This is a genomic window from Blautia sp. AF32-4BH (genome assembly GCF_003460565.1).
Classification (GTDB): Bacteria; Bacillota; Clostridia; order Lachnospirales; family Lachnospiraceae; genus Fusicatenibacter; species Fusicatenibacter saccharivorans.
The window spans coordinates 352,129-366,671 of sequence record NZ_QTVL01000002.1 but is presented as its reverse complement, the minus strand read 5'-3'; the positions used below and the strand labels follow the sequence as shown (position 1 = coordinate 366,671).

The 14,543-nt window shown below is 50.1% G+C and carries 17 protein-coding genes; 13 read left to right on the top strand and 4 right to left on the bottom strand.

Features of this window, described 5'->3' with window-relative positions; translation table 11 throughout:
- Positions 1-72 precede the first annotated feature (72 nt).
- Genes DWZ44_RS04515 through DWZ44_RS04505 form a run of 3 tightly spaced genes read right to left on the bottom strand, consistent with a single transcriptional unit; the run spans position 73 to position 2,569 of the window.
- Positions 73-1,140, bottom strand: coding sequence for an ethanolamine utilization protein EutH (locus DWZ44_RS04515; protein WP_117509735.1), 1,068 nt, complete (start codon positions 1,138-1,140; stop codon positions 73-75).
- A gap of 34 nt (positions 1,141-1,174) precedes the next feature.
- Positions 1,175-1,681, bottom strand: coding sequence for a DUF5721 family protein (locus DWZ44_RS04510; protein WP_055221274.1), 507 nt, complete (start codon positions 1,679-1,681; stop codon positions 1,175-1,177).
- Between the two features lie 6 nt (positions 1,682-1,687).
- Positions 1,688-2,569: a magnesium transporter CorA family protein gene (locus tag DWZ44_RS04505; RefSeq protein WP_022461993.1), complete on the bottom strand. Its 882-nt coding sequence runs from the start codon at positions 2,567-2,569 to the stop codon at positions 1,688-1,690.
- 326 nt (positions 2,570-2,895) lie between these two features.
- On the opposite strand from DWZ44_RS04505, the gene DWZ44_RS04500 reads away from it, so the two are divergent.
- Together DWZ44_RS04500 and DWZ44_RS04495 are read left to right on the top strand one after the other, a co-directional pair.
- Positions 2,896-3,735 (top strand): DegV family protein, encoded by an 840-nt coding sequence (locus tag DWZ44_RS04500; protein ID WP_117804339.1) that lies wholly within the window; start codon positions 2,896-2,898, stop codon positions 3,733-3,735.
- Between the two features lie 97 nt (positions 3,736-3,832).
- Entirely contained in the window at positions 3,833-4,204 is a 372-nt protein-coding gene (locus DWZ44_RS04495; RefSeq protein ID WP_117509733.1) for a hypothetical protein, read from the top strand.
- A 388-nt stretch (positions 4,205-4,592) separates the two neighbouring features.
- Here the strand turns inward: DWZ44_RS04495 and DWZ44_RS04490 are convergent, their stop codons facing one another.
- Positions 4,593-4,793, bottom strand: coding sequence for a cold-shock protein (locus DWZ44_RS04490; RefSeq protein ID WP_022461996.1), 201 nt, complete (start codon positions 4,791-4,793; stop codon positions 4,593-4,595).
- Between the two features lie 314 nt (positions 4,794-5,107).
- Here DWZ44_RS04490 and DWZ44_RS04485 point away from each other — a divergent pair, with 314 nt between their 5' ends.
- The 11 genes from DWZ44_RS04485 (at position 5,108) to DWZ44_RS04440 (ending at position 14,491) form a co-directional block, all read left to right on the top strand.
- Positions 5,108-6,388: a dihydroorotase gene (locus DWZ44_RS04485; RefSeq protein ID WP_022461997.1), complete on the top strand. Its 1,281-nt coding sequence runs from the start codon at positions 5,108-5,110 to the stop codon at positions 6,386-6,388.
- A gap of 37 nt (positions 6,389-6,425) precedes the next feature.
- Positions 6,426-7,355, top strand: a complete 930-nt coding sequence (gene pyrF / locus DWZ44_RS04480; protein WP_022461998.1) for an orotidine-5'-phosphate decarboxylase — start codon at positions 6,426-6,428, stop codon at positions 7,353-7,355.
- Between the two features lie 107 nt (positions 7,356-7,462).
- Entirely contained in the window at positions 7,463-8,233 is a 771-nt protein-coding gene (locus DWZ44_RS04475; protein ID WP_022461999.1) for a dihydroorotate dehydrogenase electron transfer subunit, read from the top strand.
- 24 nt (positions 8,234-8,257) lie between these two features.
- Positions 8,258-9,160, top strand: coding sequence for a dihydroorotate dehydrogenase (locus DWZ44_RS04470; RefSeq protein WP_117804316.1), 903 nt, complete (start codon positions 8,258-8,260; stop codon positions 9,158-9,160).
- A gap of 295 nt (positions 9,161-9,455) precedes the next feature.
- Entirely contained in the window at positions 9,456-10,397 is a 942-nt protein-coding gene (locus DWZ44_RS04465; protein ID WP_117804315.1) for a C40 family peptidase, read from the top strand.
- Positions 10,398-10,625: 228 nt separating this feature from the next.
- Positions 10,626-11,843, top strand: a complete 1,218-nt coding sequence (locus DWZ44_RS04460; RefSeq protein ID WP_055227104.1) for an iron-containing alcohol dehydrogenase — start codon at positions 10,626-10,628, stop codon at positions 11,841-11,843.
- 217 nt (positions 11,844-12,060) lie between these two features.
- Positions 12,061-12,738, top strand: coding sequence for an orotate phosphoribosyltransferase (gene pyrE, locus DWZ44_RS04455; RefSeq protein WP_117802627.1), 678 nt, complete (start codon positions 12,061-12,063; stop codon positions 12,736-12,738).
- A gap of 33 nt (positions 12,739-12,771) precedes the next feature.
- Positions 12,772-12,924: a hypothetical protein gene (locus tag DWZ44_RS18385; protein WP_055221261.1), complete on the top strand. Its 153-nt coding sequence runs from the start codon at positions 12,772-12,774 to the stop codon at positions 12,922-12,924.
- 114 nt (positions 12,925-13,038) lie between these two features.
- Positions 13,039-13,515, top strand: coding sequence for a VanZ family protein (locus DWZ44_RS04450; protein ID WP_117802648.1), 477 nt, complete (start codon positions 13,039-13,041; stop codon positions 13,513-13,515).
- Complete coding sequence (locus DWZ44_RS04445; RefSeq protein ID WP_022462010.1) at positions 13,496-13,813, top strand: hypothetical protein; 318 nt, start codon at positions 13,496-13,498, stop codon at positions 13,811-13,813. Before DWZ44_RS04450 ends, DWZ44_RS04445 begins: the two co-directional genes overlap by 20 nt.
- A gap of 66 nt (positions 13,814-13,879) precedes the next feature.
- Positions 13,880-14,491 carry an HD domain-containing protein gene (locus DWZ44_RS04440; RefSeq protein ID WP_117760545.1) on the top strand — a complete coding sequence of 204 codons (612 nt, stop codon included), beginning with the start codon at positions 13,880-13,882 and terminating at the stop codon, positions 14,489-14,491.
- Positions 14,492-14,543: the final 52 nt, after the last annotated feature.

The window sequence follows — 14,543 nt, the reverse complement described above, 5'->3', positions numbered from 1 at the left end:
AAGAAATGCAATAAGACCTGCGCTTTCAAACGGCGCAGGTCTTATTGCGTTGCTATGTATGCTCTCAAACAATTAAGCAGATTTCTTCGTGAAAAACAGCGCGGCACAGACGGCGGCGATGCCTCCAGCGAGCTTTGCAACGAGAAGCGGCACGACAAAATCAGGATCGGTGCCGAACGTAAATCCCATATGTGCGGCGATGGTCGATGCGGCGGAGACGAGGAAAGCTGCGTTTACAATCTTTCCGCGCTCGTCCATTTTTTCCATCATTGTGATCGCCGGAACAGGGCTGACAATGCCCATCAGAAGACCGGCGGCACTGCTGTCGTTCATGCCGGTTTTTCTTCCAATAAAAGAGAGCGGCTTTTTGAGCACTCGCTGTAAAAGCTCCGCCGTCGGAAGGCTGCCGAGTAGTACAATGCCGATGGACGAGACGACCGCCATCGCGTCCTCCAGCGGCGCAAGGTCCGGGAGCAGCGAAAAGCCGGTCATATAGCAGAACGCGCCCGCGATGAGGCCGATCGTCGTCAGAAGCCGGATCACATCTGCAAATACCGTGAACGCGCGCACGGTCTGCTCCGGAAAACGCCAGATGCCGAACATCAGCAGAAAGCAGAAGAGGAGCACCGGGAGCGACTGAAGTACGATCTGCAGAAAAGAGAGTCCTGAGAGCAGTCCGCCGACGATCATCGTGACGGGAAGTGTGCCCGTGCCGATCAGCATGCCGCGGGAGAAAAGGAGGCGGTCGCCGCTTTTCAGCATTCCCATGCCGACCGGAATCGTAAAGGTGATGGTACAGCCAAGCGTCGCCGCAATCACAAGTCCTGCGTAGCGCACCATCTCCTGCGATGCCGAAAGCTCTCCGGCGAGCTGGTAGCCGCCCATGTCAATGGCGAGAATGCCGGCGAGAAGTCCCGCATCCAGACCAAAAAAGTTCCAGATGGGAACGAGGGCGAAACGGAGAAAGCGGGAGAGCAGCGGGGTGAGGCAGATGATGCCCGACATGGAAAGTGCCGTCGGTCCAAGCAGCATAAAGCCCTCCTCAAACCGTTTTCCAAATCCGAAGCGATTGCCAGCGATCCGGTCGACACCGCCGAGTACCGCGCCGACTGCCATGATCCACATAATAATCTGATTCATAAAAAGAGAACCTTTCTAAATAAGTATTTTGTCTTTATATCTGTTCTTCAAATGCAATTTCATTTTTCAGCAGAAACTGGCGGACTTCCTCATCGAAGACGCGGTCGAGCGACTTGTCCATCGTAAAGATTTTGAGGGAAGTTCCGGTGGTAAGTAAGAGTTTTCCGTCCTTATACTGAAAATTCAGAAAGCATCCAAACACGTTCTCTATTTCCAGCGGCAGCGCATGGTCCGCGATCATTTTTTCGCACGCCGCCTGCGGAAGCTGAAACACAAATTTGAACTGCAGGGGTGTCCGTTTTCCTTTGATGACGGAATAGCAGAACGATTTCACATCTTTCCAGAGAAGCCGCGTCCGCCCTTTTTCTTTTAAGAGCTGCGCGTCATCGGGATCGAAAAAGTCCGTGTGAAGACTGCCGTCGATGGAGAACGTCGTAAACGTTGTGATCGACGCCTCGGAGACGGGAAAGCGGTCAAATGTCTCGAGACGGAGCAGAGTGTTCATAAAATTCTTTAACTGTGTAATCTGCAGGATAATCATCCGTAGTTAAAACCAGCCTTTCTTTTTAAAATACCAAATTTCAACAGCAACAATGAGAATACAGACGCCGATCAGGATGAAGTACGCATACGGGGCAGAAAGCTCAGGCATATGCGTAAAATTCATGCCGTACCAGCCGGCGATCAGGGAAAGCGGGAAAAAGATCGTCGAGACGACCGTCAGAATCCGCATCGTATCGTTCTGACGCAGGTCGATCTGCGCCTGCTGCATCTCGCGGATCTGCAGGGCGTACTCCCGCAGCATCTGGGTGTGGTCGTACAAACGGTCCACGCGGTTTCCAAGGCGCGAAAACTGACGGGCGCATTCCGGGGGAAGAAAGTGATTTTCGTCCTCGGAGAGTATTTCGCACATGTCGAGAAGCTGCTGGTAATAGGCATGGAACACGAGCAGCTCCCGACGAATCGTGATCAGGGTCCGCTGCAGCTCTTTTGGCAGAGTGTCGAGAAGAGACTCCTCGATTGTCGCGAGGCGCTTCTCAAAATTCTGCAGATAGAGCATATCCTCCTGGATCAGCGATTCCAGAAACGAGAAAAACAGGTGGAAGACATCGGAAGTATCGAGCGGTTCTTCCGGGAAGAGGAGGCTCTGCAAAGCCGGAAGTGTCTGTTCGTCGGCTGCCAGAATAAGCTGCCCCCGGTCGAGATAAAACGCAAGCGAGAATGCAAGGTGAAGCGGATGCGTCTTGTCCGGGACGGCAAGCGATCCGACCAGGCAGTCAGGCAGCAGCTCTGCGCGGCAGTATTCGATGCGCTCCGGCTGCAGACTGCGCCGGAAAAGAGAAAATCCGGGCAGCGCCGCGCAGGCTTTGGAAGCTTCCGAAAACGAAAGCAGGGAAAGCCGGACCGAATCCGAAAAAGTCCATTCCATACGTACCACCTCCTGAAAATAAGCAATGGAAAAATATCCATAAACAAAAAAGCCGTATGACCGTAGTATACCGCAAAAAGGGGAGTGCGACAAGAAAAGGAAAAAACTTTTAACGGAAAAACTTTTATTGGGAAAAAACTTTTTGCAATGGAGCACTAAGTGTGTTATGATAAAATGTAGTTATCAAAACTACATGACAAAATATCAAAAAATTCACTGTGTCGAATTCGTCCCTAGTTCAGGAAGGTTTGAAAAAGAGCGGTGATTGGAAATACGAAACATCCGCAGTGAGAAAAAGCGGAATCAAGTTTGGAGGGACAAAATATATGAGTTTTCACATTGTTGCAGACAGCTGCTGTGAACTGACAGCAGATATGAAAAAAAGAGGAAATATTGAAATTGCACCGCTGACCCTGGAAGTCGGCGGAGAATCCATTCTGGATGACGAGACATTCGACCAGAAATATTTTTTAAAGAGAGTAGCGGAATGTCCGGAGTGCCCGAAATCCGCCTGCCCGTCGCCGGATTATTTCCGGAAATCTTTTCTGAACGGAGCAGAACGGTGCTACGCGGTCACACTTTCCGCACAGCTCAGCGGTTCCTATAACAGCGCAGTGCTCGGTGCAAACCTGGCGCAGGAGGAGAACGAGGATCTGAAGATTCACGTATTCAATTCCAGAAGCGCATCGATAGGAGAGACCCTGATCGTGAAAAAAATCGTGGAGTGCGAGGAAGCCGGCATGAGCTTTGAGCGCGTCGTAGAGACAGTAGAACTCTATATCAGCACACAGAACACCTATTTCGTGCTGGAAAATCTCGAAACTCTGCGGAAAAACGGCCGTCTTTCCAAGGCGAAAGCACTCGTTGCATCCGCCCTTAAAATCAAACCGGTCATGGGCGCCACACCGGAGGGCGATATCGTTCAGCTCGATCAGGCGCGCGGCATCAACAAAGCACTGATGAAAATGGTCGATGCCATTGTAAATGACGCACAGCATGTAGAAAACAAAACGCTTGCCATCTCTCATTGCAACTGCCCGGAGCGCGCCGAGATGGTAAAAGAAGCCCTTCTGGAGCGCCTTGCGGTACAGGATGTCTTCGTACTCGATACCCAGGGCGTCAGCAGTATGTATGCAAATGACGGCGGAATTATCATTGCATTATAACTTTTCTCTTCCCTTTTTGTTGAAAATGTAGTATAATTTTCAACATGTTTGAAAGTGCCGCCGAGCACTTTTTAGAAATCAAAGGAGAAGTAGAACCATGAGTCAGGAAAAAGTTGACCGCTATAAAAAGGAAAAAGCGAACCGTGAGAAAATCATGAGACGTGAAAGATGGATCACGAGACTGGAAGTTACCGCTTTCGTCGTTGTGCTGGCTACCCTGATCGGCTGGTTCTCCGTTGCTGTTTACCAGAACTCGGTAGCAGAGAAAAAGGCGAACCGCACGACAGAAACCACAACGATGAACGTGACGGATATTCAGAATTATCTGAGCGAGACCAACACATCCAGCGACAGCAGTGCAGATGACACCAGCGACAGCTCTGATGCTTCCGATACATCTTCGGACAGCACAGCAGATACGGCAAGTGACAGCACAGCAGATTCCATCAGCGAAAGTACAGCGGAATAAGCAGAATTGTTAAAGAAAGTAAAAGCGCTTACCACAGACGGGAAAATCCCGGAGTGATAAGCGCTTTTGTTATAGAGATTTATAGCAATCCCCGAAAATAATGCAAAAAATTCAGCACCGCAGAGCGTGAATTACTGCGTCACAGATTTTCGTCGTACCCCGGTACGCCTTCAAATCTGTTCCTTGCAATTCGCGCTGTGCAGCACTGCCTTTTTTGCATTATTTTCGGGTCTTGCTATAGAAAAAACTATGAGAAACACGCTCCGCGAGTTTCTCAAGTTATCGCGGCAGTCGCCAAGGTCTCGTGCAGGCATGGACTTTGGCTCGTTGCCCGCGTAAATTAAAAAACCGGAGGACATACATCCCCCGGCCTTTCGCTTATGGTTAATTAGCATTTAACAACGTTGGAAGCCTGCATTCCGCGAGCACCCTCGGTAAGATCGTAAGTAACCGCCTGACCTTCGTCAAGAGTTTTGAATCCTTCACCCTGGATAGCGGAGAAATGTACGAATACATCGTTTCCGTCTTCGCCTGTGATGAAGCCATAGCCCTTCTCTGCGTTAAACCATTTCACTGTTCCCTTGTTCATTGTGAGTTACCTCCATAAAATTAAAAAATAAGCATGATGTGGGAATGCATATGTTCCCCCATAAGCGAGTGAACTTTTGATAAAAAAATTCACTAGCTATTACAGATTATATTGAAGGTGAATGCTAATATAATCTCTAATAGCTAGTGACCACGTATTACATCTCAACATCTTCTCGATTGAGACCATTATAATCTTGCAAATCAAAAAAGTCAAGAAAAAACTCTTTATTTCAGGAAAGATTTCGTGTATTATAAAAAGGAATAAATGGTCGGACGACGGCCAGAAGAAAAGAAAGGATCAGAGAACGTAAGATGAGTATCTTAATCAAAAATGGACAGGTCATCGACCCGGCCACCCAAAAAGACGAAATCAGTGATGTTCTGATCGAAAACGGCGTTATTACACGGGTTGAAAAAGGAATCCGCGTAAAAGATGCGCAGGTAATAGATGCAAAAGGCTGCTATGTAATGCCTGGCATCATCGATATGCATGTACATCTCCGCGACCCGGGGCAGACATATAAAGAAGATATTGAAAGCGGTTCGAAAGCAGCAGCAAAAGGAGGCGTGACAACGCTGGTAGCGATGCCGAATACAAAACCGGTCATCGACAGCCCGGACCGCGTCAACTATGTAACGATCAAAGCAGACCGTTTTTCTCCGATTAATGTACTGCAGGCAGGCGCCATCACAGTAGGACAGAAGGGTGAAGAGCTCGCCGATATCGAGGGCATGGTAAAAGCCGGCATCCCGGCGATCAGCGAGGACGGAAAATCCGTTATGAACGCGCTGCTCTACAAAGAGGCAATGGAGATTGCCGCAGAGAAAAACATTCCGGTGCTGGCTCACTGCGAGGACAAGAACCTCGTAAACGGCGGCTGCATGAATGAGGATGCAAACTCGAGAGAGTGGCATCTGCCGGGCATCACAAACTCCGTAGAGAACACGATTGTTGCAAGAGATATCGTACTTGCCGCAGAGACAGGTGCACACCTGCATCTGTGTCACTGCTCGACCAAAGAGAGCGTGGATATGGTGCGTGAGGCGAGAAAGGCCGGCGTTTCGATTTCCGCCGAGGTCTGCCCGCATCACTTTACCCTCTGCAGCGACGACATCGTAAAGGGCGACACCAACTACAAGATGAATCCGCCGCTCCGTACGAAAGAGGATCTCGAGGCACTGCGCCAGGGTCTGAAAGACGATGTCTTCGATGTCATCAGCACCGATCATGCACCGCATGCGCTGACCGAGAAACAGGAGTCCTTCAAGAAAGCTCCGTTCGGCATCGTCGGACTGGAGACGAGCGTGGCTCTTACCATCACCGAACTTGTGGATACCGAGATCATCACCCCGATGCAGATGGCGGAGAAGATGAGCTACAATCCGGCAAAAATCCTGCACCTGGACAAGAAAGGTTCTCTTGCACCTGGCATGGACGCCGATGTGGTTGTCATCGATCCGGAAGCAGAGTATGTGATCGATCCGAAGGAGTTTGTTTCCAAGGGCAAAAACACTCCGTTCGGCGGTAAGAAAGTCAAAGGAAAAGTTATGGCTACCGTATGCGGCGGCAAGATTGTATACGAAGCTGAGTAATTTCTATAAGAAAAGACAGAAGAGGGAGAGTAAGCAGATGATTAACAAACTGATTGCAAACATTAAAAAAACAAATGCACCGATCGTCGTAGGTCTGGACCCGATGCTGAACTATGTGCCGGAGCACGTACAGAAAAAGGCATTTGCCGAGTACGGAGAGACACTCGAAGGAGCTGCAGAGGCCGTTTGGCAGTTCAATAAAGCGATTGTCGACGCAACATACGATTTGATTCCGGCTGTAAAACCGCAGGTTGCCATGTATGAGCAGTTCGGCGTTCCGGGAATGGCAGCGTATGAGAAGACCGTTTCCTACTGCCAGGAAAAGGGTCTCGTTGTCATCGGCGATATCAAACGAGGCGATATCGGTTCTACTTCTGAGGCGTATGCAGTCGGCCACCTCGGCCACGTGCAGGTGGGAAGCAAATCCTATGCCGGATTCCATGAGGATTTTGCAACTGTCAATCCGTATCTTGGATCTGACGGCGTAAAACCGTTCATCAAGGTCTGCAAAGAGGAGAAAAAAGGTATCTTTGTTCTGGTAAAAACCTCGAACCCGTCCAGCGGCGAGTTCCAGGACCGCATCATCGACGGACGTCCGCTGTATGAGTGGGTCGGCGAGCAGGTTGCCGCGTGGGGCGAGGAGCACATGGGCGATGATTACAGCTATGTGGGAGCTGTTGTCGGCGCTACGTACCCGGAGATGGGCAAGGTGCTGCGTAAGGTAATGCCGAAATCCTACATCCTGGTACCGGGCTACGGTGCACAGGGCGGAAAAGGAAAAGACCTCGTTCACTTCTTCAATGAGGACGGACTGGGTGCAATCGTAAACTCTTCGAGAGGTATTATCGCTGCTTACAAACAGGAAAAATATGCCGAGTTTGGCACTGAGAACTTTGCGGATGCTTCGAGAGCAGCTGTAAAGGATATGGTTGAGGATATCAGCGGGGCGCTTGCTGCTGCAAAATAAGAATACAGGGTGAAAAGCTCAGAAGGTCTGCCGGGTAGATGTTATGTCCGCCGGAGGATATTTTGGGCTTTTCGCCGATTCAAGAAAATAAAAGGAGTGTTCAGCTTATGAAAATCAAGGAATGCTGTACTGTGGAAAGTCAGGAGTGCATTGCAAAAGGAATTTACAGCATGTGGATTTCCACGAAAGTGATTGCGAAAGAGGCGAAGGCCGGCCAGTTTATTTCTCTGTTTTCGAAGGACGGCAGCCGTCTTCTGCCGCGTCCGATTTCTCTTTGTGAGATCGACCGAGAGGGAGGAAGACTTCGGATTGTCTACCGTGTGGCAGGTGCAGGAACGGAGGAGTTTTCGCATCTGAAAGCGGGGGATGAGGTTGATATTTTAGGGCCGCTTGGAAATGGATTCCCGATCGAGGAAGGTAAGGGAAAACGTGTGATGCTGATGGGCGGCGGTATCGGTGTTCCGCCGATGCTGCAGACGGCGAAGGATCTTGGAACGGACACGATCATCTGCTGTGGTTACCGCGATGAGTTGTTCTTAAATGAGGAGTTTGCTGCGGCAGGCGATCTTCATATTGCAACGGAGGACGGAAGTGCCGGTGTGAAGGGCAATGTGATGGATGCGGTGCGCGAGGATCATCTGGAAGCAGATGTAATTTTTGCCTGCGGTCCGGCTCCGATGCTGCGTGCGATTAAGGCGTACGGTCTGGAAAAGGGAATTCCATGCTGGATTTCGATGGAAGAGAAGATGGCGTGCGGCGTTGGCGCATGTCTTGCGTGTGTCTGCCAGTCGACTGAGGTGGATGGTCATTCACATGTGCACAACAAGCGGATCTGCAAGGACGGACCTGTCTTTTTAAGTACGGAAATTGAGCTGTAAGTGACGCGAGGAGGAGAAAAAGCGATGAAGACAAGTGTGAATCTGGCGGGTGTGGAACTGAAGAATCCGGTTATGACGGCATCTGGTACGTTTGGCTCCGGCGCGGAGTACAGTGAGTTTGTGGATTTGAAGGAGCTTGGCGCGGTTGTGACGAAGGGTGTTGCGAATGTGCCGTGGCCGGGGAATCCGACGCCGCGTATTGCGGAGGTTTACGGCGGAATGCTGAATGCGATCGGGCTGCAGAATCCTGGTGTTGATGTGTTCTGTGAGAGGGATATTCCGTTTTTGAAACAGTTTGACACGAAGATTGTGGTGAATGTGTGTGGACGGACGACGGAGGATTACTGTGAGGTTGTGGAGCGATTGACTTCGGAGCCGGTGGATCTGCTGGAGATTAATATTTCGTGCCCGAATGTGAAGGAGGGCGGTATTGCGTTTGGACAGGATCCGAAGGCGGTGGAGGCGATCACCAGAGAAGTTAAAAAATATGCGAAGCAGCCGATTATTATGAAATTGAGCCCGAATGTGACGGATATTACGGAGATGGCGCGGGCTGCGGAAGCCGGCGGGGCGGATGTGCTGTCGCTGATCAATACGCTTACTGGGATGAAGATTGATATTGAACGGCAGAAGTTTGCGATTGCGAATAAGACTGGCGGTATGTCGGGGCCGGCGGTGAAGCCGATTGCGGTGCGGATGGTGTATCAGGTGGCGCAGGCAGTGAAAGTGCCGATTATTGGTATGGGCGGTATTGCGTCGGCGGAGGATGCGCTGGAGTTTATTCTGGCGGGGGCTACGGCGGTTTCGATTGGGACGGCGAATTTCTTTAATCCGTATGCGACTGTTGAAACGGTTCGCGGTATCGAAGAGTATATGAGAAGGCATAAGGTTGACGATATTAATTCGCTGATCGGGGCGGTGAGATAAGACGGACGGCCTCGAGCGGCTTCGCATCTGCGGTGCGGCGGGCGAGAAAAAGAGGGCGGAACTGTGGCTCAGAATGGGTACAGGGAAACGGGAACCATCCCATTTTCCTGCACCTGTTCCGGGCTCATAGTTTCTGCCCTCTTTTTCTATGCCCGCCACACGGCAGGCGCAAATTCCAGTGAGGTCTGGTTGTGTGGAGCTGAAACGAAGTAGGTCTGGATCCGCCGGGGGCGGATCGGCGTGAGAGTGTTGTGGTGGGTGCATAGTATATAGAAAATGGAAGGTGGTATGTGAGATGAAGTATGGGATCATTAAAGTGAAGCGGGCGTTTTTGTATGAGGAGAATGGGGTTGATGTGGTGGATGAGGTGTTTTTTGGATGGAGCGTGATGTGGGAAGATGAGGGGGAGTGGATTGAGGTTTGGACGCATTATGGGTATCGGGGGTGGATGGAGAGGAATTTGATTGAAGAGAAAAGCCGGGAGTGGATGGAGGGGAGGGAAAAGGCAGGGAATACGTATGTGGTGACACGCGGGTTTGCGGATGTGATGAGGGGAGCGCGGGTGCAGGCGCGGATGTTGGAGACGCTGGGACGGGGGTGTTTTGTGGAGAAAATGGAGGAGACGGAGAATGGGTATTGCAGGGTGAAACTGGCGAATGGGATCAGTGGGTTTGTGCCGGAGGTGGCATTAAGAAAAAGACTGGATTCGGATCGGTTTTTGTGGGGAAAATCGGAAGAGAGGTTTTTTGTGGAGCAGGGGATTCCGGAGGGGTGGTCGGAAGAGAAGTTTCGGAGGAAGGTTGTGGAGTGTGCGAAGGGGTATCTTGGATGCCAGTACCGGTGGGGCGGGAAGGCGGCGGATGGGATTGACTGTTCGGGTGTGGTGTTTATGGTGTATTTGATGAATGGGGTTTTGATTTGGCGGGATGCGGATATCAGGGAAGGGTATCCGCTGAAAGCGATCTGGAGAGAAGGGGAGGAGATGTGTCTGGTGGAGGAACGGGCGAAGGCCGGGGATCTGCTGTTCTGGAGGGGGCATGTGGGGATGTATCTGGGGGACGGCAGGTATCTGCACTGTACGGGGCATGAGAGGGTGTTTGGGTGCAGGGTGAATAGTCTGCGGAGAGGGGATGAGGATTTTCGGGAGGATCTGGCGGAGGCGCTGAAAGTGGTTGGGAGTGTTTTTCGTGAAATATCTGGAAGCGGAAAGCTGGAGGAAAAGAGCGATGTACCGTGAAAAACAGGCATCGCGGGCGGCACGGGAGTAAATAAGACATATATAATTGACATCAGGAAATATCATTTTTGTATTGGAAATCCCTGAAAAAGTTTGTTATAATAATAACAAAGTCGAAAACAAAAGACAAAAGGCGGCTCAAACAGAGAGTAGGAAAAACAGAAATTCTGCTGATCTGATCTGCCGGAGCTGTCCATCAGAAGCAAAACAAGAAAGGGGTTCTGAACAATGGCAAGATTTACATTACCAAGAGATTTATACCACGGAAAGGGCGCTTTAGAGGCACTGAAAACATTCGAAGGAAAACGTGCAATCGTCTGTGTAGGCGGCGGCTCCATGAAACGTTTCGGTTTCCTGGATCGCGCAGTAGACTACCTGAAAGAAGCCGGCATGGAAGTACAGCTTTTTGAGGGAATCGAGTCTGACCCGTCAGTCGAGACTGTTATGCGCGGAGCAAAAGCGATGGAAGAGTTCCAGCCGGACTGGATCGTAGCAATGGGCGGCGGATCTCCGATCGACGCAGCAAAAGCAATGTGGATCAAATACGAGTATCCAGACATCACCTTCGAAGAAATGTGCAAGGTATTCGGAATGCCGAAACTCCGCAGAAAAGCTCATTTCTGTGCAATTTCTTCTACATCCGGAACAGCAACCGAGGTAACCGCGTTCGCAGTTATCACAGACTATGAAAAAGGTATCAAATACCCGCTGGCAGACTTCGAAATCACGCCGGACGTTGCAATCGTAGATCCGGATCTGGCAGAGACGATGCCGCAAAAGTTAGTTGCTCACACCGGTATGGACGCTATGACCCATGCAATCGAGGCATACGTTTCCACCGCGAACTGTGACTTCACCGATCCGCTGGCACTGTATGCAATCAAGATGATTCAGGCAGACCTGGTAGATTCTTACAACGGAGATATGGCAAAACGTGACAGCATGCACAACGCACAGTGCCTCGCTGGTATGGCATTCTCCAATGCACTTCTTGGTATTGTTCACTCCATGGCACATAAAACAGGCGCAGCATTCGCTGATTACGGCGCTCACCTGATCCACGGCGCAGCAAACGCTATGTACCTGCCGAAGGTTATCGCGTTCAACGCAAAAGACGAGACTGCAGCAAAACGTTATGCAGTGATCGCTGACGAGATGAAACTTGGCGGCGAGACAACGGAAGAGAAAGTAAAACTCCTCATTGACTATCTGCGCGGCATGAACGACAAACTGAACATTCCGCACTGCATCAAGAACTACGGAAAAGACAGCTATCCGACCGAGCAGGGCTTCGTTCCGGAAGACGTATTCCTGGAGAGACTGCACGACATCGCTGTAAATGCCATCGCCGATGCCTGCACCGGATCCAACCCGAGACAGCCATCTGTTGAAGAGATGGAAAAACTGCTGAAATGCTGCTACTATGATACAGAAGTAGATTTCTAAAAAGAAAACATATCAAAATCCCTCCGTTCTCTGGGCGGAGGGATTTTTTGCGTCAGAGAATGAAATTTATTTGTGTGGATTTTATGTTTTTTATGCGAAATCCTGTGTCTGGACTGGAAAAACAGAGGCGTTTATGGTAGTATAGAACAGAATAGAAGTAGAAACGGGCGGCATGCGAGAACCGATGCCTTCCCCTGAAAATATGGAGGAAAATAAAATGGAACAGTATAAGAAAGAGTTCATTGAATTCATGGTCGAGAGCCAGGTATTAAAATTTGGAGAGTTCACCCTGAAAAGCGGAAGAAAATCCCCGTTCTTTATGAATGCAGGCGCTTACGTAACCGGCAGCCAGTTAAAACGTCTCGGCGAGTATTACGCAAAAGCAATCCATGACAACTACGGGCTGGATTTTGACGTTCTGTTCGGACCGGCATACAAAGGAATTCCGCTCAGTGTTGTAACAGCAATTGCGATTCATGATCTCTACGGTGTAGAAGTACGCTACTGCTCCAACCGGAAGGAAGCCAAAGACCACGGTGGAGATGCAGGACTGCTGCTTGGAAGCAAGATCAAAGACGGTGACCGCGTTGTCATTATTGAGGATGTAACCACTTCCGGAAAATCCATCGAGGAGACCTTCCCGATCATCCAGGCACAGGGCAATGTGGAGATCAAAGGACTGATGGTATCCTTAAATCGCATGGAGCGCGGAAAAGGCGATAAGAGCGCACTCGAGGAAATCCAGGAAACCTATGGCTTCCCGGCAAATGCCATTGTAACCATGGAGGACGTTATCACGTATCTGTACAACCGTCCATGCCAGGGCAAAATTCAGATCGATGACAAGATGAAGGCTGCCATTGATGCATATTATGAGGAGTACGGCGTGAAATAAGATGCGGTACACCGGGAAAGGGAGTTTTGCGCTATGAATGAAAAGATTTATAAAACCATGGGACGTGTCGGCGGCGGAAATATCGCTATGGGCGCCGTACTGGTTGTTGTTGGCGTGGCAACCGGTGTTCTGATGATCGTAAGCGGGGCAGGCCTGCTGAAACGACGCGGGGAAATCATGTTCTAAAAGCGCCTTTCAAAAAGAAAAAATGCCGGGATATTTCGGAAGCGCGTGCGCCGATGAGGTATGCCGGCGTTTCTGATAGCAGAGGGGAGAACAACGCAGAAAGGGGAAACGAAGATGAAGCAGGAGACGAAAGCCAGAATCCGCGTTGTGGGACGGATTTTATTTCTGGTGTATCTTCTTGCGCTCGTTTATTTTCTGCTTTTTGCAGAAGAATACGGGAGAAGAAACTTTTTTGAACTGGATTACCGTTACAATCTGGTGCCGTTTCAGGAAATCAGACGGTTCTGGATTTACCGCGAAAAGGTGGGATTCCTTGCCGCATTTTTAAATCTGGCGGGCAATGTGATCGGTTTTCTGCCGTTCGGCTTTATCGTTCCGGTGATGCACAAAAAAATGGAGAGTTTCTGGAAAGTATCGCTTCTTGGTTTTATGTTCAGCCTCTGCGTGGAGACGATTCAGCTCATCACGAAGGTGGGCTGCTTTGATGTAGATGATCTGATGCTGAATACGCTTGGAGCCATGATCGGCTGCGGCGCATTCCTGATCTGCAATAAATTCAGGAGATGGAAATATGGCGAGGAAGAAGTATAATTACAATTTTGTCCGGAAGCCGTCGGAAGGCGGAAAGGAAGCTCTCTATATGGCAGGTGCTTCGGTCTTTCTGTTTCTGCTGGCTTCGGTCGTATCGTTTGCATTCCGCGGAAACGGAGGCATTTTTCTCGGAGCAGCGGGACTGTTCTCATTCCTTCTGTCGGGATACGGCTTCTATGTGGGAATGAAGAGCTTTAAAGAAGAACAGGTCAGCCACAGAATGTCGGTTCTCGGCTCGATTACGAGCGGCGGCATGCTGGTCGCATGGCTGGCACTGTTTCTGATCGGTGTGAGATAAATGTACTCTCGTAAAATCAAGCACAGAAAGACTCCGGGAGTACATATAAAAGAAAAGGGGAAAAAGATGGATCGCGAACGTTTTGAAAAACAGCTGAATTTTATTCTGGAGATTGATAAAGAAAAACAGATCCTGCGCCAGACGCACATCCGCGGCTATTCGCGCCAGGAGGACGACGCGGAGCACGCATGGCACATGGCGGTGATGGCATTTCTGCTGCAGGAATATTCGAATGAGAAAATCGACATCGGCAGAACAATGCTCATGCTGCTGATCCACGACCTCGTGGAGATTGATGCAGGCGACACGTATGCGTACGACGCGGAGGCAAACAAAACAAAAGACGAGAGAGAACACAAAGCGGCCGAGCGCATCTACGGCCTGCTGCCGGAGGATCAGGGAAAAATGCTGATGGATCTCTGGCTCGAGTTCGAAGCGTATGAGACACCGGAAGCGCGCTTTGCTCATGTGATGGACAATTTCCAGCCGCTGCTTTTAAATCATGAGAACGATGGAAAAGACTGGACCAGCCACAATGTGCGGATTTCCCAGCCGTTAAAACGAAACGAGAAGACGGCGACCGGCTCCGAGGAGATCTGGAGTTATATGGAAGAGATTCTCGAACAGAGTATCCGGGATGGAAAAATTATTGACGACCGGGAAGAAAAACAGGAATAAGTTAAGAAGAATGAGGGGCAGATCTGCCCCTCGTAACAGTTAAAGAGAAACA